Source organism: Leucobacter sp. GX24907, assembly GCF_053567335.1.
In genome coordinates, this window is sequence record NZ_JBSGPD010000005.1 from 99,061 (window position 1) to 115,773 (window position 16,713).

Consider the following 16,713-nt stretch of genomic DNA (forward strand, 5'->3'; position numbering starts at 1 on the left):
CAGAAGTACACCCGGCGCCAACAGGAGCCACGAGTACCTCCTCGAATGCGTCCTCCCTGGTGTCATGAACGCGCTGCCTCATCCCACATGCGGCTCTCCTCAGCGAGATTCGCAGTCAGCTCAGGGATGTCTGGCGTATAGATTCGCTCAGACTCGTCATCCGAGAGCGTGATCGCCTCTTGCAGTTCTGGATCGAGTTCTGCATTCGTCACGGCCGGCGCGTAGTACATGTTCTCCGCAAACCCCACTTGGGCCGAAGGATCGAGTACCCCGTTCAGGTACTCGTATGCCGCATCCGGGTTCTGAGAGTTCGCCGGGATGCAGGCGTAAGCGATGTACTCTCGCGTTCCTTCTTCAGGGACCACCGAGACGAACTCGCTTCCGGCCTCCGCACTCCACTGGGCAGCATTGGCCCGCGTATTCACCAGCGCTGCGATTTCTCCGGCGATCAGGCCGGACTTGATCTGCGTGCTGGTGCCATAGGCCTTCATCTTCGGTGCAGCTTCAAGCGCCGTATCGTAGCCCGGTGCGAGGTCAGTGCCCGGGTCCCCTCCCGCAGCAGCAGCTGCCGCTCCGTAGAACACGTAGTCACTCCACCGGTCCCATTGACCGGCCTGCCCCGCATCCGCGATGTCGAAGAAATCGTTCCAGGAAGTCACGTCCTGGTCGACCATTTCAGGGTTGTACGTAATGCCGATCGCGGAATGGAAATGGGGGACGCAGTAGTCATCGACCAGTGATTCATCGATGTTCTCCCAGTTCGAGATCTTGTCAGGATCCAGCTCCATCAACACATCTGCTTCTTTCATGGCCGCAAGGTCTTTATCCGAGAGCATTACGGCATCGAATGTCCCGCTTGCGCTGTTGGCCTCTGCAACGAGCTTGGACTTCAATGTCGCGGTGTCTCCGCTCGAGTACAGGATCTCGGTATCAGGAGTGGCATCGCGCACAAGCGGATCGACGAACTGCTTCAGAAAGACATCGGTGTCGCCACCATACGAACCGACGACCAAGCGATCACTCGCATCCCCACCTCCAGAGGAGCACGCAGTCAGTGCCACGGCACCGCTCATCGCAACGGCAACCATGATGCTTCTCTTCTTCATAACTGATCCCATCTCGTCAACGCCAATGTCGATCGATCTCTGAGTGGTTCGGGGCCATCGCAGGTGTTTCGCACTGCGTCTGCATCCGACCCCAGGAACTCCGCACCTTCGAGGAAGCACCTTTTGAGAACACTATCCAATACTGTATACAATCTCAATGACTTCTTCTGATTCGGGTTCAAGATGCTGCTTCGAAGCTACGCTCTGCCCGAGCGCAGCTTCCTGTAGAGCATCTGCGCCAGGATGAAGAGCAGGAAGATCGAGAACGCGGCGTTGCCCCAGAACGGGTCCAAGCCGACGGCCAGCAGTGTGCCGAACGGCGCCGATGCGCTCGCCGCTATGCCCACCGCGAGCGCGGCACGCAGGTCGACCTTCTGCCGCCGCAGATTGCCGAGGGTGCCCGAGATCGAACCGGGGATCATCATGACGAGTGACGTGCCCTTCGCGATCAAGTCGCTCGCTCCGAAGAAGAACATGAGCACCGGCACAACGACGACGCCACCGCCCACGCCGACGAGGCCCGAGAGCACTCCGGTGGCGAAGCCGGTCAGCACCAGCAGTCCCCCGGTGAGAAGGGTCAGCGCAATGGCGTCGTCGCGAGACGGCACCACGAACCACAGGCTGACGATCACGATCAGCAAGAAGCCCATGAAGCCCCACTGGATCGCCGATACTGGCAGCCTCGACAGCAGGAAACTGCCGAGCTGAGCGCCGGCGACGATGCCGACCGCGAGGCAGAGCGCCGCTGCCCAATCAACGTGCCCCTGCAGTGCGTAGCTGATCGCGCCGACGATCGCTGAGGGCAGGATCGCGGCGACCGACGTGCCGGCCGCCATCTTCTGCGGCATTCCGACCCAGATCACCAAAGCCGGGACGATGATCGTTCCGCCGCCGACACCGAAGAGACCGGAGAGCGCTCCGGCGAACACCCCGACCAGAATGAGCGGGAGAAGTGGGTATCGGCGTTCCCGGGGATGGGGCGCTGAAGAGTCCGTCACGGCCCCGAGCCTACTCCCGTCGGCGAGATACGCTTCCGACGAGAACCCGGGCGCCTGTGCTCACGCGCTACTGCGGATCGAGCCCCAGGTCGGAGAGACCGATCGCATAGCGGTACTCGTATCCGGCTTCTTCGATGCGTGCCTTGGCCGGGGCCTGGCGATCCACCACGACCGCGACGCCCGCGATCTGGGCGCCGACCTTCTCCAGCGCCTCAATGGCTTTGAGCGGCGAACCGCCGGTCGTAGACGTGTCCTCAACCACGATGACACGCTTGCCCTCGAGGTCAGGGCCCTCGACCTGGCGTCCACGCCCGTGATCCTTGGGCTCCTTACGCACCACGAACGAGTCGTAGGTCTTGCCACGCGCCACGCCCTGGTGCATGATCGCCGAAGCGATCGGGTCTGCACCCATGGTGAGACCGCCGACCGCAACCACGCCGTCGACGTCGTCGATGAGGTCGAGCATCACCTGACCGATGAGTGGCGCCGCCCGATGATCGAGCGACAGCTTGCGCAGATCGATGTAGTAGCTCGCCTTCTTGCCGCTCGTGAGCGTGAAGTCGCCGTGGAAGACGGCTTCTTTCGTGATGAGTTCGATGAGCTGGTCGCGCGCAGAGGTCATGTCACCGATCCTATCCGCGTTCAGCTTCGAAGTTCGGGCACCGGGAGCGACGGCGCCAGGAGGCGAAAGCGGAAGGCGGTAGCGTGTCTCTGAGGGACGACAGGAGGAGTCATGACGCAGATGCTCACAGGCCAAGACGGCACTGACGCGCTCGCTGCGCTCTTCGCCGATGCGCCGGTCGCAGTGCTCACCGGAGCCGGGATCAGCACCGACTCCGGGATCCCCGACTACCGAGGCGCGGGTTCTCCCCCGCGCACGCCCATGAGCATCTCACAGTTTCTCGAAGACCACGCCTACAGGCAGCGCTTCTGGGCCGGTGCCAGCATCGGAGCGCTGCGCACGGCGGGTATCGCACCGAACTCAGGACACCGCGCTCTCGCCGAGCTCGAGGCGGCGGGCCGCACCGAGGGCGTCATCACCCAGAACGTCGACGGGTTGCACCGTACGGCCGGATCTCGCACCGTCGTCGAGCTGCACGGCGCCGGCGACACGATTCGCTGTGTGAACTGCGGCCATCGCACCACGCGCCGCCAGGTGTTGGGCGTCTTCGACGAGCTCAACCCCGGTTTCGTCGATGCCAACGCCGACGCCGAGGTCGCGCCCGACGGCGACGCCGTGATCGGTGATTTCCGCGGGGTCACGGTGCCGGTATGTCCGGTCTGCGGAGGCACGCTGCGACCCGACGTCGTGTACTTCGGTGAGACTGTGCCACCGGTGGTTTTCGCCGAGGCCGAGCGACTCGTCGCTCACGCGAGTGCGCTCCTGCTCGCGGGCACCTCGCTCGCGGTGAACACCGGCATGCGCCTGGTGCATCGAGCTGAACGTCGCGCGATTCCGATCGCAGTGATCAATCGCGGGCCAACCGCCGTCGACCACCGTGACTCGGTGCGGGTGCGCATCGACGGCGGCACCTCAGAAACACTGGACGCGCTCGTACATCAGCTCGATTGATAGAGCGCGGGCGCTTGCGGATGGAACCTCGTGAACCTTATTCAGGCGTGTTCCACATGAAGTGCCATAGACTGAAGATCTTGGCACGCGTGGTCGACAAGCGTTGTCGGCTGTGCTCACCCGGGGTGCGAAACCGCAGGATCCCGGACGATCGACAGCCGCCCGTCGTGTCATCTCAATGGGGAAGGAACAGCGACAGTGTCCAATGGAGCGCTCCACCGCCGGATCATGGCCGCAGTCGTCGCGAGCGGCATCACCGCCCTCTCGCTGACTGCCTGTTCGCCGGGTGGTGCGACGGACTCCACGGTCGCCGAAGACGGCTGCACCGCCATCACCGTCGCCACATCGTCCGAGAAAGTCAACCTGATGGCGGACCTCGGCGAGAGGTTCAAGGAATCTTCGGAGCACGATGGCCTGGAAGAGTGCGCGACGGTGCGCCCCGTCAACGTCGCCTCCGGCAAAGCCGCCGAGTACCTGTCGGACTCCACGAAGGAATGGGCGCTCGGCGCTGACACCGCGCCATCGGTGTGGTCGCCCGCCTCGACGGTGTGGACCGACCGCGTCGCCTCGATCGCAGGCGAGAAGGTCGTCGCGGGAGCTGAGAGCTTCGCGAAGACGCCCATCGTGTTCGGGATGCCGGAATCGATGGCGAAAGCACTCGGCTATCCGGGTAAAGACGTCAGCATCACGCAGATTCACGACCTCATCGAGGATCCGGAAGGCTGGGGCGCGGTGGGCAAGTCGATCTGGGGGTCTTTCAAGATCGCCAAGACCAACCCCAATAGTTCGACCACCGGCCTCTCGACGCTGCTCATGCAGGCCTATGCGGCGTCGGGTAAGGAGAAGGACCTGAGCGCCGACGACGTCGCATCCGCCGAGAAATTCTCGAGCGGCTTCGAGTCAGGTGCCATCCACTACGGTGACACCACCGGCAAGGTCCTGCAGAACCTCGCAGACAAGAGTTCTGGCAGCGGATCCTCCTATGTCAGTGCGATCGCACTCGAGGAAACTTCGCTCTACAACTACAACATCGGCAATCCCGACTCACACACCGTGCAGCCCGGCGAGACGCTCACCCCGCCCGATGAGAAGCTCGTCGCGGTGTATCCGAGCGAGGGGTCGATGTGGAGTGACAATCCTGCGGTCGCACTGAGCGCCGACTGGGTGACGCCCGAGCAGAAGGATGCGGCGGCGGCCTTCGTGAAGTTCCTGCACACCGATGCGGCCCAAAAGACCTTGCCGGAGTACGGTTTCCGCCCCCTCGATGACAGCATCGATGTGAGCGGTACTCTGAACAGCGACGTCGGCATCGATCCCGAGCAGCCGAAGACTTCACTTCCACAGCCGGCCCCCGAGGTGGTGTCCACCGCTATCGACCAGTGGGCGCAGATCCGCAAGCCCTCGGCGATCTTGCAACTCATCGACATCTCGGGGTCGATGGATGAGGGCATCGGTGGCGGTAAGAGTCGCCTCGACGGCGCCATCGAGGGGTCGACGACCACGCTCGGCGAGGTGCGCTCGACCGATGAGATCGGCGTCTGGGCCTTCACCACGGGCCTCACCTCGAACATCGATGACGAACAGGTCGACGGCATCGGCGTCGTCCGCCCATACGGCCAACTCGGCGGAGACAAGGAGGGCCTGCAGGGCGATATCCAGGATCTCGCCAATGCTCCGCGCTCGGGCACGCCGCTCTACGACGCGATCAACACCGCCTACGACTACATGCAGCAGCACGCCGAGACCGGCCGTATCAATGCGATCGTGGTGCTCTCAGACGGCGAGGACACGGATTCGATCACGCAGCTCGATTCGCTGATTCAGAAGATCAATGCAGATCAGCAGGAAGGCGGCAACGACAAGCCGGTACGCATCTTCGCGATCGCGTACTCGTCAGCCGCCGACCTCGACTCGCTTGAGAAGCTCGCTCGGGCATCCGGCGGACAGGTCTTCGACGCGACCGATCCGACGAAGATCACCGAGACCTTCCAGTCGGTGATGAACAACTTCTAGTCGGGAGATTCCACCGGGTTCCGCACGGATCCCGGTCAACCACAACGAGACTTCGAGGAGGCGCGGGTGTCCGATATCGATACGATCATCGAGACGTGCGGCAATCAGCCCGTGTGCCTGTACGACGGCGCCTCGATCTCGAACGCCGCCGAGTTGCAAGGAGCGCTTCCCGACGGAGTGCAGGTAGTCGTGATCCCGCAGCCGGATCAGGCCGAGAGCGTTCAGTCCAGCGCCATCGCGAGCGGAGTGCAGCAGGCGACCGGATCCGACACCGTCATCGTGATCGAGGATCGGGCGCAGGATCGCTTCGCGGTCTCCTCCGATCAGGACGCCGCAGCGATCAGCGAATCGCTCTACTCCCAGGGAGAAGCCGACGGAGGCGTCGCGGTCGCCTCCGTGGCGGCGACGCTCAATCCCTCCGGCGGATCCGGTGACGGAGGCGACGGGCTCCCAGTCGGCGGGATCCTATTCGGGATCATCGGCGTTCTCGCTGTCGCGGGCGCGATCACCGGCCTCGCGCTCGGCCTGCGCAAACGGTCGAGAAACCGCGCTGGAAAGGCCCTCGCCGCGAACCGGAAGCTGCAGAAGGAACTCTCCGACGCACTCGACGGAGAAGACGGCGAGTTCGTGGAGGACGCGATCGAGAGGCTCGTCGATCGGGCCGAGGCACTACCCGACCTGGCTCCGCGCATCCTGGGACTCCAGGGGCACGTTTCGGAGCTGTTCGTGCGCGTTCGCAAGCGTGGCACGAACCAGCAGGTGCGACTCCTGCAGGCGCAGTACAAGGATACGCTCTCAAAGCTGCTGAAGGCGCTCGACGACGACTACTACGGCGACATCCTCGCGAACCCCCAATACTGGAGCCACCCGGAAGCACGGCTCACCGAGGTGCAGCGCGCCGTCGATTCGGTCGACCAGCAGGCGGTCGAGAACATCCGGCAGGTCAACGAGTCCCGCGACCTCGAATTCCAGGTCGCACTCGACTCGCTCATCAAGACCGTCGACGAGGCCAAGCTGTCCGATGTCTACAGCGATCGCGGCGAGGGCGGCTCAGCCGGGCCCAAGCGGCAACCGTGACGAGTAACCCGAGATCCAGTCCACGCACCCAGGAGGAAACCGATGTCAGAGGAGACCGTAGCGGTCGATTTCGCCGCGCTCATGGAGCCGGCCGACACGCAGAGCGACGAGGTGCAGGGCACCGCCCTCGAAAGCGCGATCGCCGATGTGGCGAGCACCGATGTCGAAGCGGCACGACCAGAGGATGCGGCGTTCAAGTTCCGTAGTCTGCTCACCGAGAAGCAGCGAGCCGATCTCGAGCAGGGGGCACCCGGTCTTGCGAAGAAGTTCGTAGCCGATGTGAACCAAGTGGTCTCGTTCGGCGGCGGCGTGATGCAGAAGATGAACTCCGCCTCCACGCAGTTGCTCGAAGCGCAGAGGCAGATCAAGGTGCCCGAAGCAGATCAGATCGTCAACGACATGCTGCGCGAGATGGACGGCTTCGAGAAGAAGTGGCGCTCCGTGAAGCTCGAGAATGCGGTCGAGTCGGTCAAGGGCTGGTTCAAGAAGAGCAAGTACACGCTGAAGACGATGGTGCGCGAGTCGAAGCCGATCGTAGACAAGATCGACCTCGCAGAGGTGAAACTGCAGGAGATGGAGTCGGCGCTCGCCGACAATATCTCGCGCGGGCAGCTGCTGCACAAGCAGACCCTGTCGCACATGGACGATGTCGTCGCCGTGCTCGCCGCGCTCGAGCAGGTCATCGAGGAGTTGCGCAAGGAGTTCGAGGGCGCCGACTCGGCGCTGCGAGCTGCAGAAGCGTCGGGATCGGATTCCGTCGACTACAACGGCGAGACGATCTCGACGAGCGAGTTGCGCGAGATCCACGCGAACCTCTCATTCGTGCTCTCGGAGACCGAGAAGACGTGGTCGGACTGGCGTTCGCAGTTCTTCCTCGGCTTCGCGCATGCTCCCGCAACCCGCAATCTCGTCGTCACGACGTTCGCACTGCGCCGAAGGCTCGCCGCCTTCCGCACCATGGGTCTTCCTTCGGCCAGGCAGTCGCTGGCGCTGTGGCAGCAGGCGGCCTTCGCGAAGGAAGGGGCTCAGCTCGGCGAGTCCGTGCAATCCGGCACGAACAAGCTCATCCAGGGCGCCTTCAGCGAGACTGCGAAATCAGTCGAGGCGGTTGCCAACGCGGCGCAGGCGCCGATCATCACGGAAGAGACGATCTGGACGGTCATCGACTCCGTGAAGTCGCAGTGCAACGCAATCGTGCAGGCGGACAAGACAGGTCGTGCGCTGCGCGCGCGCAATCTGCAGGCGCTCGAGAAGGGCGAGAGTCAGATCGAGGACGCCGTGATCGCGTCGCAGCGCGCCATCGCCGACGCGAGTCGCAACGGGTCAGTCGCGGGGGCGGCCGTCACCGGCGCATCCGGTTCGGAATCGGCGCCCGCTGGATCGGGGTCTTCCGATCCCGGCGACGACCTGCTGAACAAACTCACAAACTGAATCCCGGAGGCCTTCCGACTATCTCAGGTCCGCTGAGATCTGCCGCGCGGCGCGCATGCCGCTTTCGATCGCCCCGTCGAAGAAGCACGGCCAGAGGTTCGCCGTGTCTGCGCTCGCAAAATAGAGCGCACCTTCGTTGCGCTGCAGCTCGGCCTGGCTCGACGAGTACATGCCCGGCCGATGCATCATCCAGGTCTCGCGCGCGTAGGGGTCATCAAGCCAGCGGTGCGCGGCTACTTCCAGCACCTCGAGGTCATCACGCCAGAGCTTGAGTGCCTCGTCGACGTCTTCAACGCTGTCGACGTCAATACGAGACCCGTCGGCACCGAATGCGACGACCACGGTGTCCTCGTCACCGACGAACTCCGTGCGGATCGCGGCGATCGGATGGTGTTGCGTCGCATACGCGCTGAATGGGGCAACCCTGCCCTTCAGACGAATCCAGAGCTTCATCCCCTTCGACGCGCTCCCCTGGCGACTGGCCGCAAGCTTCACCGGATGCAGTGGGGGTTCGACTGGCAGCTCGTGCAGAATATTCAGCGAGAGCGTTGAGATCACGCGTGCCGCCCGGTGCACGGTGCCGTCGGCAGTGTCGACCTCCGCCCAATCCTCTCCGTGGCGAACAGCGACTACGGGCGATTCCAGCCGGATCTCGCCTGGCCTCGCAGCACCGCCGTTCGCCCCGGTGAAGTCGGCCGCCATCGCTTCAAGCAGCTGATGGTTACCGCCCTGAATCCGATAGGTGCCGCTCGCGGCATGCATGGCACGCCACTGCCCTTCAACTGCCGCGGCCCAGCGCAGGGCGGCAGTGTAGGCCACATCCTGGAGCAGACCGTTGCAGTGCCCCACCCACACCGACTCGCTGAGATCACGAACCTCGTCATCGAGGTCCAACTCATCGAGCACTTCTTGCAAAGATCGCTGGTCGGCCGCCGTCCAGGCCTCGCTCGTCTCGATCCGGTCAGGCCGAGGAAGCAGTGTTGCTGCGTCCCGCAATAGTGCATGCATACCCGGGGCAATACGGTCCATGTATTCGGAGGGTGTGCAGCTTCGTGTTGCTTCCCCGACCTTCCAGAACACGCGCTCATTCTGCGGGCCTCGGTCGACGGGCAGGCCATACCGGGTGATCTCGGCCCACACATGCGGCTGCATCCAGTGCACCCAGTTGCCGCCGAGCTCGAGCTGCTGGCCGAGACCGGGCGCGGTGTAGACCCGGCCGCCGAGACGGCCTCGGGCCTCAAGCACCAGGACCCTGTATCCCTCCCGCCCGAGTTCGCGGGCGGCAGTGACGCCCGCGAGGCCGGCGCCGATCACGATCACGTCGTGCTGCGTCATCGCATGACCTCGCAGCGCAGCGGCTCGCCGAGCACTGCGCGCGCCGCCTCCTCGGCTGCGAAGAGTCGCATGTTGCTCAGGGAACGCTCTGAGTAGAACGCCGCGTGAGGTGTGAACAGCGTCCGAGGCGCGGTACGGATCGGGTGCCCGGCTTCGAGCGGCTCGGTCTCGAACACGTCGAGACCGAGCCCTCCGAGGTGTCCCTCATGCAGGAACTCCGCCGCCGCGACCGTGTCCAGCAATGGGCCCCGAGCTGTGTTCACCAGCGTGACTCCAGGCTTCATCGTGGCCAGCTGCTCACGACCGATGATGTGACGCGTTTCAGTCGTGAGCGGAGCGTGCAAGGAGATGATGTCGGCCTGCTGCACAAGCTCGTCAATACTGACGAGCTTGATTCCGAGCTCCGCCATCGTCGCGGAATCGACATATGGATCACTCGCGATCACCGTCGCGCCGAAGGCCTGCATACGCTTCGCCACGTGTCGGGCGATCTGACCCGACCCCACGAGGCCGTAGACCGCGTCGCCGAGATCGATCACGGGGCCGAAGTCGATGGCATGCGCCCAACCATCCTCGGCACTCGTGATCGCACGGTGGTGCTCGAGAGCCTTGCGGTGCACGGCGAGCGCAAGCATCACCGTATGGTCGGCGACCGTGCTCGCCCCATAATCAGGCACGTTGCACGCACGCACGCCCTGCTCTCGCACGGCCGGCACATCGATGTTGTCGTACCCGATGCCCGTGCGAATCACCACGGCTCCCGGGGCGAGGCCTGCCGCAACTTCACCGTCGATCGGCGCGTAGTCGATGACGACGGCGTCGGCACCACGGGTGGCTTCGATCACCGCAGCCTTGTCGGTGACATTGTGCACCTCGAGTACCGCTCCGACCTCGGCGGCGATGCGTTCGAACTCCTCGAGGGTGTCGAACTCGTGGTCCGTGATGACGATTCGCTTGGTCATGCGCGTAGGGAGTGCCTTTCTAGGAAGAGATGAACGCCATCGACAGCCACGGGATGAAGCTGACGACCAGTGCGACACCGATGAGCAGGAGAAGGCCGGGCACGATCGCTATCACGACTTCCTCGCTGCGTACCTTCGCGGTGTTCGACGCGATGAACACGTTCGGCCCGAACGGCGGAGTGATGAAGCCGATCGCGAGCTGCACGGTGATGATGACGCCGATGTGGATCGGGTCGAGGCCGACCTCCATGAGTACGGGGACGAGCACGGGCGAGGTGAGCAGGATCGCGGGGATCGTGTCCATGAAGGTGCCGATGATCAACAGCATCAGGTTCGCCAGGAGGATGATGATGATCGGGTTGCTACTCAGCCCGCTCATCGCTGCCACGATCGCCTCTGGCACCTCTTCGATAGTGAGGAAGTATCCGAAGGCCACGGCTGCCGCGACGATCACCATGAGGCCACTCGTCGAGATCGCAGCCCGACCGAAGGTGGAGAGAATGTCTCGGAGCGATGCTTCCCGGTAGAACACCAGACTGACGACCATGCCGTACACCACCGCGACAACCGCTGCCTCGGTCGGCGTGAACACACCACCGTAGATGCCGCCCAGAATGATGATGGGCATGAGCAGTCCACCGATTGAGCCGATGAAGGCCTGCACGCGCTCACGACCGGTGCTTCGGGTGCTCGCCTGAATATGATTGCGCCTGGCGTGCACGATCACCCAACCCATGAGTGCGAGGCCCATCAGAATGCCCGGCATGATGGCCGCGATGAAGAGGTCGCCGATGCTGGTGCCGGTGACGACACCGTAGAGGACGAGCGGAATGCTCGGCGGAATCACGATGCCGATGGTGCCGGCGGCCGCGATGAGCGCAGCCGAGTACTTCTTGGTGTATCCGACCTTCACCATCTCAGGGATCATGATGTTGCCGACAGCTGCCACCGTGGCGAGGCCCGATCCCGAGATCGCAGAGAAGAACATTGCCGTAAGCACCGCCGCGACTCCGATACCGCCGGGCAAGTGCCCCACGAGTGCGTTCGCGAGAGCGAAGAGTCGCTTCGAAATGCCGCCGCGGCCCATGATGAGGCCCGCGAGAATGAAGAACGGCACCGCCATGAGCGGGAACGAGTCCACCGCCGTGGTCAGTGACTGTGCGACGAAGGTGAACGAGACGCCGGTGTCAGCGACGAGGATCGTCACCGCGCATGCCAGCAAGAAGGCGTAGACGATCGGAATACCGAAGGCGAGGCCGACCAGCAGAGCCAGTGTGAGGATGAGCGCAGCCATGATCAGGCCTCCGCTTCTTCGTCGAAGGGATCGGTTTCGGGGTGCGGACGCCAGATGGCGACACTCGCCTGGACCGCCCGCACCGAGGCGAGCAGCAGTCCGACGGGGACTGCCGCGTACACGACCCACATCGGGATCTGCAGCGCCGGCGAAAGCGCGCCGAGCTGCGCGACTCTCGCCACGAGGATCGTGCCGTACACGACCAGCACGATGTTGAGTGCCAGGATGACGAGCTGGATGCCCTGCTCCCACCCCTGCTTCATGCGTCCCTTGAGACGGGAGACCAGAGCGTCAACGGTCACGTGCTGGGCCTTCAGCACGACGGCGCCGAGTGTGATGTAGATGAGCCAGATGGCGCAGTACCGCGCAAGCTCCTCACTCCAGGAGAACGCATCTCCGAAGACGTATCGAGCGACGATCTGCAGGAAGATCGCGACGACCATGACGCCGAGCAAGGCGCCTCCGAGGTATTCCTCGATCGATCCACGCTTCCACCAGACCTTCGGCTGGCTGAGACTGATGAGCGTCGTCTTCTCGGTCATTGCCGTTCCTCCTCGATCGCGGCTTGGAGGCCGTCAACGGGCTCGTCACCGACCATCTTGCGGAGATACGGCAAGGCAGCGTCCTGCATCGTCTCCCTGAACGCTTCTCGTCCCTCGGCAGAGGGTTCGACGACCTCGACGCCGGCATCCTCGATGACCTGCGCCGAGTCGAGCTCGGACTGCGCCCCCAGCTCGCGGTTGAACTCGATGCTGTCGAGCGCGGCGTCGGTGACGACCTCTTGGAGATCGCTGGGCAGACCGTCGTAGAACTTCTTCGACATGATGAGAGGTACCGCCGAGTACGCGTGCCCGGTCAACGTGACACGGTCCTGCACCTCGTAGAAGCGCGCGTCGACGATTACGGAGAGCGGATTCTCCTGGGCATCGATGGTGCCCTGCTGCAAACCCGTGTAGACCTCGCCGTAGGCCATCGGAGTCGGATTCGCACTCGTGGCATTCCAAGCCTGCAGCTGCAGCGGGTTCGGCTGCACGCGAAGCTTCACCCGATCAAGGTCATCGGGCCCGTCGATCTCGACGCCCTTCGATGTGATGTGGCGCATGCCGTTCTCCCAATAGCCGAAGCCGATGAGATCGACCTTCTCGAGATCCTCGAGCAGACCCTGGCCGTACTCGCCGTCGAGCACGCGGTGCGCGTGATCGACATCATCGAACAGATACGGCGTGTCCCAAACGTTCATGTCGCGCGAGAACTGCGCGAGCACACTCGTCGTAGGGGAGGTCATCTGGATGCTGTTGAGCTGCACAGACGTAATGAGCGAGGTCATGTCGCCGAAGAGCTCGTTCGGCACGACCTTGACGCCGATCCGCCCATCCGATTCCGCCTCGACCTGCTCCTTGAAACGCAAGTAGGTCTCATGGTTGTAGTGGGCGGTCTGATCTTCGTGTCCGATCACGATCGAATACTCGGGGCCACCGATAGCCGCGGCTCCATTGGAGCACGAGGCGAGCAGTGGCAAGATCATGCCGATTCCGAGTGCGGCGAACAGTCGCCGCCTGGTCTTTCGCTGGTATGTCATAGACGCCCTTGTCCGAGAAGTGCTGATTTCTAAATTAGTCAACGGTTAACCGTTTGGAGTGCGATCATAGTCAACCATTCCCCGCACCCTCCGTCAACCCTGAGTCGTTCTCAAGAGATGAAGCTGTTCCGAGGCACCGGATCCTTCGCAAAGACCCGTTGATACTTCACGGCATCCTCGATCACCATGCCTCCATCGTGCTGCCCGACGGTGGCGCGATGGATCTCTTGCCAGGGTGTCTGCGACGGCGGATACCCGTACCCGCCGTTGCGCTCGAACGCTTCGCGCCGCCGCACGATCTCGTCGTCTGAAAGCAGCACATCGACTCTTCGTCGACGCAGATCGACACGGATCCTGTCTCCGTCTTGCAGAAGCGCCAGAGCGCCACCGACAGCCGCTTCGGGTGCGACGTTCAGAATCGAGGGAGTTCCTGAGGTTCCTGACTGCCGTCCATCTCCGATGCACGGGAGCGACTGGATGCCCGCCTCGATGAGCCTGGCGGGAGGATCCATGTTGACGACCTCAGCCGAACCGGGATAGCCCACCGGGCCGGTGCCCCGCATGACGAGGATGCTGTGCTCATCGATCGGCAGCTCGGGGTCATTGATACGGTCGAGATAGTCCTCCGGCCCATCGAAAACGAAGGAAGAACCGACGAACGCGTCAGGATCGTCGGGGTTCGACAGGAAGCGGCGACGGAAGTCGTCGGAGATCGCGGAGACCTTCATGATGCCGGATTCGAACAGGTTCCCCGTCAACACACGGAACCCGGCGCGTTCGAGCAGCGGCCGCTCGAACGGCCGGATGACCTCGCCGTCGGCCTCTCGCGCGTACTCGTCCAGATTCTCACGCATCGTGCGCCCGTTCACCGTCAGCGCCTCACCGTGCAGGAGCCCTGCCGAGAGCAACTCATGCAGCACCGCCGGGACTCCCCCGGCGCGATGGAAGTCCTCACCCAGGTACTTACCTGCTGGCTGCATATTCAGCAGCAACGGCACGTCCTCTCCGATGCGCTGCCAATCCTCAATCGAGATGTCAATGCCCGCATGACGCGCCATTGCCGCGAGGTGAATCGGGGCGTTCGTCGATCCGCCGAGCGCAGACACCAGCATGATCGCGTTTTCGAACGCCTCGCGCGTGAGAAGATCCGAGGGCTTTCGATCCGCGTGCACCAGCTCCACTGCTCGGCGACCCGTCTCGTATGCGATGGACGATCGTTCCCGGTATGCGGCGGGAATCGCCGCGCAGCCGGGCAGACTCATGCCGAGCCCCTCTGCGATCGAGTTCATGGTCGTCGCAGTACCCATGGTGTTGCAATGACCGACCGACGGAGCACCGCGCACAACGGTGTCGAAATACTCATCCTCCGTGATCTGACCGGAGACGAACTTCTCCCGGGCCTTGAAGAAGACCGTGCCGGTACCGACGCGCTCCCCATCGAGCCAACCGTTCAACATGGGCCCGCCCGAAAGCACGATGGCAGGGATGTCAACCGTCGCTGCCGCCATGATCGCCGCGGGCGTCGTCTTATCGCAGCCCGTTGTGAGCACGACACCGTCGAGCGGATAGCCGTGCAATATCTCGACCAACCCCAAATAGGCGAGGTTGCGATCGAGCGCGGCCCCGGGGCGGCGACACGACTCCTGGATCGGGTGCATCGGGAACTCGAACGCGATGCCGCCCGCTTCACGGATACCCTCACGCAGACGTTTCGCAAGATCAAGGTGGTGCCGATTGCACGGCGAGAGATCCGAGCCCGTCTGTGCAATGCCGATAATCGGCCTCCCCGACTGCAACTCCTCACGGGTGAGCCCGTAGTTCAGAATGCTCTCCAGATACAGCACGTTCATGCCGGGCTGATCGGGGTTATTGAACCAGTGCTCCGAGCGAAGTCGCCTGTTTTCCGCACCACTGCCATTGGGTTGCATCGTTCGCCGTCCTCCAGGTCGTCGTCGACCAGAGCGCGCGGGTCCGAGCCATGGGCTTGCACGCTCCCCAGCAAACGGTTGACCGTTTACCGTTAGAGGTATCCAAGCAGGCCGCATCCAACGAAGTCAAGGCGACCGCCGATTGGAAGCGCGGACGAGTCTCCGCCGGGCCTACTCCCCGGAAGAACCCTCGCGGCCCCAGTGACCGCCGAAGCGTGACAGCAGCCCCTCGTAGCCCTCGTTGAGAGACTGGCGGAGCAGTTCAGGCCACCGTGGGTCGCCGGCTTCGATGGCACCCAGCAATTGTTCGTGCTCGACCGCAGTGCTCAAGAGACCATTCCTATCGAGATCGGGATTCATCTCGAGCAGGATGGCGAGCGTGCGCTGCAGCGAACGATACGTCTCCAGGAGACGTCGTTGCGGAGTAGCCTCCAGCAGCCCGTTGTGGAAAGCAAGATCCGCTTCCGCGAACGCCTGCAGATCATCACGCTCGACCGCCGCGAACATCTGCTTCACCGCCGCTCTCGAATGCGACCAGTCAGGGTTTCGCTTCAAGGCGCGTTCAACCGCGAGCGTTTCGAGCGCCAATCGAATCTCGACGAACTCGACGATGTCCTCCGCCATCACGGCGCGCACACGGTAGCTGCGTCCGTTCTGCTCGATGAACCCTTCCTGATTGATCTGGTTCAACGCGTCGCGCACCGGCCCCCTACTGAGCCCGTACTCCTCGGACAGAGCCTTCTCGATCAGCAGCTCACCTGCCGCCCGAGTCCCCGTCAAAATATCGCGTCGGAGCTCTCGAGCAACCTGATCGCCGAGGGGTTCGTTCTTGATCACCATGTGGGTTCGGGCTCCTCCGATGCGCATTGTCTGAGATAGAGCCTACTTTCTCCTCGGGGCGCCACGGCAGGATGCGGTCTCGGCGCGTGGTTTACCCGCAAATTCCCGCATCGATCCTTGCGGTGATTTCGCCGCCGACTCCCGCGTCGGGGCATTGTGTCGGGCCTGCCGGAGCAATAGCATCGGCTGAGCGGCCTGTGCCCACCGGCCCCGACACATCTTCAAAGGAGCATCTTCCATGTCTCAGACCATCAGCCTCGTTCGCGGTGCCGAAGCGGAACAGGGTTCGCGCGGCGAACTCGACCTCGTCAGCTGCGATTCGTACTCGCTGCACTTCTGGCAGCTGCGCGACTTCAAGGGCGACGTGCACAGCAACAACTACGATCTCGCTCTCTACGTCACCGCGGGCACGCTCTCGGTGTTCGATGCCGACGGAAACGAGAACCTGGTTCACGCCGGCGACAGCATCATCATTCCGGCTGGTACGAGCTACTCGATGGCCGCCGAGTCGTTCGATGCGGTCGAGACTCGCAACCCCAAGAACTAGCCCCAAGGCAATGCAATAGGGCGCGTATGG

General features: G+C 63.4%; 15 protein-coding genes. 5 read left to right on the plus strand and 10 right to left on the minus strand.

The annotated features are described in order from the left end of the window. Positions 1-62: 62 nt before the first annotated feature. The 3 genes from ACUYV6_RS08995 to pyrE all read right to left on the minus strand — a co-directional run bounded on the left by ACUYV6_RS08995 (position 63) and on the right by pyrE (position 2,726). Entirely contained in the window at positions 63-1,106 is a 1,044-nt protein-coding gene (locus ACUYV6_RS08995; protein WP_449278323.1) for an ABC transporter substrate-binding protein, read from the minus strand. A gap of 197 nt (positions 1,107-1,303) precedes the next feature. Continuing rightward, positions 1,304-2,104 carry a sulfite exporter TauE/SafE family protein gene (locus ACUYV6_RS09000; RefSeq protein ID WP_449278324.1) on the minus strand — a complete coding sequence of 267 codons (801 nt, stop codon included), beginning with the start codon at positions 2,102-2,104 and terminating at the stop codon, positions 1,304-1,306. 67 nt (positions 2,105-2,171) lie between these two features. Continuing rightward, positions 2,172-2,726, minus strand: coding sequence for an orotate phosphoribosyltransferase (gene pyrE, locus ACUYV6_RS09005; RefSeq protein ID WP_449278325.1), 555 nt, complete (start codon positions 2,724-2,726; stop codon positions 2,172-2,174). Between the two features lie 111 nt (positions 2,727-2,837). Between pyrE and ACUYV6_RS09010 the strand changes: the two genes are divergently transcribed. The 4 genes from ACUYV6_RS09010 to ACUYV6_RS09025 all read left to right on the plus strand — a co-directional run bounded on the left by ACUYV6_RS09010 (position 2,838) and on the right by ACUYV6_RS09025 (position 8,198). Continuing rightward, the gene (locus ACUYV6_RS09010) at positions 2,838-3,677 is read left to right on the plus strand and encodes a Sir2 family NAD-dependent protein deacetylase (RefSeq protein ID WP_449278326.1); all 840 of its coding nucleotides are present in this window, start codon (positions 2,838-2,840) and stop codon (positions 3,675-3,677) included. A 198-nt stretch (positions 3,678-3,875) separates the two neighbouring features. Continuing rightward, positions 3,876-5,690, plus strand: a complete 1,815-nt coding sequence (locus ACUYV6_RS09015) for a substrate-binding and vWA domain-containing protein (RefSeq protein ID WP_449278327.1) — start codon at positions 3,876-3,878, stop codon at positions 5,688-5,690. Between the two features lie 66 nt (positions 5,691-5,756). After that, positions 5,757-6,767 (plus strand): hypothetical protein, encoded by a 1,011-nt coding sequence (locus ACUYV6_RS09020; RefSeq protein WP_449278328.1) that lies wholly within the window; start codon positions 5,757-5,759, stop codon positions 6,765-6,767. A 42-nt stretch (positions 6,768-6,809) separates the two neighbouring features. Further along, the gene (locus tag ACUYV6_RS09025; RefSeq protein WP_449278329.1) at positions 6,810-8,198 is read left to right on the plus strand and encodes a toxic anion resistance protein; all 1,389 of its coding nucleotides are present in this window, start codon (positions 6,810-6,812) and stop codon (positions 8,196-8,198) included. Between the two features lie 18 nt (positions 8,199-8,216). On the opposite strand, the gene ACUYV6_RS09030 is transcribed toward ACUYV6_RS09025, so the two are convergent. The 7 genes from ACUYV6_RS09030 to ACUYV6_RS09060 all read right to left on the minus strand — a co-directional run bounded on the left by ACUYV6_RS09030 (position 8,217) and on the right by ACUYV6_RS09060 (position 16,136). Then, entirely contained in the window at positions 8,217-9,533 is a 1,317-nt protein-coding gene (locus ACUYV6_RS09030; protein ID WP_449278330.1) for a flavin monoamine oxidase family protein, read from the minus strand. After that, a complete protein-coding gene (locus tag ACUYV6_RS09035) occupies positions 9,530-10,495 on the minus strand; it encodes a C-terminal binding protein (protein ID WP_449278331.1) in 966 nt (321 codons plus the stop codon). The genes ACUYV6_RS09030 and ACUYV6_RS09035 overlap by 4 nt, the downstream gene beginning before the upstream one ends. A gap of 19 nt (positions 10,496-10,514) precedes the next feature. After that, positions 10,515-11,789: a TRAP transporter large permease gene (locus tag ACUYV6_RS09040; RefSeq protein ID WP_449278332.1), complete on the minus strand. Its 1,275-nt coding sequence runs from the start codon at positions 11,787-11,789 to the stop codon at positions 10,515-10,517. A gap of 2 nt (positions 11,790-11,791) precedes the next feature. Beyond that, complete coding sequence (locus ACUYV6_RS09045; RefSeq protein ID WP_449278333.1) at positions 11,792-12,331, minus strand: TRAP transporter small permease; 540 nt, start codon at positions 12,329-12,331, stop codon at positions 11,792-11,794. Then, positions 12,328-13,368, minus strand: coding sequence for a TRAP transporter substrate-binding protein (locus tag ACUYV6_RS09050; RefSeq protein ID WP_449278334.1), 1,041 nt, complete (start codon positions 13,366-13,368; stop codon positions 12,328-12,330). Before ACUYV6_RS09050 ends, ACUYV6_RS09045 begins: the two co-directional genes overlap by 4 nt. A gap of 110 nt (positions 13,369-13,478) precedes the next feature. Beyond that, positions 13,479-15,296 (minus strand): IlvD/Edd family dehydratase, encoded by a 1,818-nt coding sequence (locus ACUYV6_RS09055; RefSeq protein WP_449278335.1) that lies wholly within the window; start codon positions 15,294-15,296, stop codon positions 13,479-13,481. A gap of 171 nt (positions 15,297-15,467) precedes the next feature. Next, positions 15,468-16,136 (minus strand): GntR family transcriptional regulator, encoded by a 669-nt coding sequence (locus ACUYV6_RS09060; protein ID WP_449278336.1) that lies wholly within the window; start codon positions 16,134-16,136, stop codon positions 15,468-15,470. Positions 16,137-16,374: 238 nt separating this feature from the next. On the opposite strand from ACUYV6_RS09060, the gene ACUYV6_RS09065 reads away from it, so the two are divergent. Beyond that, positions 16,375-16,683, plus strand: coding sequence for a cupin domain-containing protein (locus tag ACUYV6_RS09065; RefSeq protein WP_449278337.1), 309 nt, complete (start codon positions 16,375-16,377; stop codon positions 16,681-16,683). Positions 16,684-16,713: the final 30 nt, after the last annotated feature.

Coding starts and splice junctions, on each gene's coding strand:
- ACUYV6_RS09040 (WP_449278332.1), bottom strand. CDS start 11,789: ATGGCTGCGCTCATCCTCACACTGGCTCTGCTGGTCGGCCTCGCCTTC.
- ACUYV6_RS09010 (WP_449278326.1), top strand. CDS start 2,838: ATGACGCAGATGCTCACAGGCCAAGACGGCACTGACGCGCTCGCTGCG.
- ACUYV6_RS09035 (WP_449278331.1), bottom strand. CDS start 10,495: ATGACCAAGCGAATCGTCATCACGGACCACGAGTTCGACACCCTCGAG.
- ACUYV6_RS09045 (WP_449278333.1), bottom strand. CDS start 12,331: ATGACCGAGAAGACGACGCTCATCAGTCTCAGCCAGCCGAAGGTCTGG.
- ACUYV6_RS09065 (WP_449278337.1), top strand. CDS start 16,375: ATGTCTCAGACCATCAGCCTCGTTCGCGGTGCCGAAGCGGAACAGGGT.
- ACUYV6_RS09050 (WP_449278334.1), bottom strand. CDS start 13,368: ATGACATACCAGCGAAAGACCAGGCGGCGACTGTTCGCCGCACTCGGA.
- pyrE (WP_449278325.1), bottom strand. CDS start 2,726: ATGACCTCTGCGCGCGACCAGCTCATCGAACTCATCACGAAAGAAGCC.
- ACUYV6_RS09030 (WP_449278330.1), bottom strand. CDS start 9,533: ATGACGCAGCACGACGTGATCGTGATCGGCGCCGGCCTCGCGGGCGTC.
- ACUYV6_RS09025 (WP_449278329.1), top strand. CDS start 6,810: ATGTCAGAGGAGACCGTAGCGGTCGATTTCGCCGCGCTCATGGAGCCG.
- ACUYV6_RS09055 (WP_449278335.1), bottom strand. CDS start 15,296: ATGCAACCCAATGGCAGTGGTGCGGAAAACAGGCGACTTCGCTCGGAG.
- ACUYV6_RS09060 (WP_449278336.1), bottom strand. CDS start 16,136: ATGGTGATCAAGAACGAACCCCTCGGCGATCAGGTTGCTCGAGAGCTC.
- ACUYV6_RS08995 (WP_449278323.1), bottom strand. CDS start 1,106: ATGAAGAAGAGAAGCATCATGGTTGCCGTTGCGATGAGCGGTGCCGTG.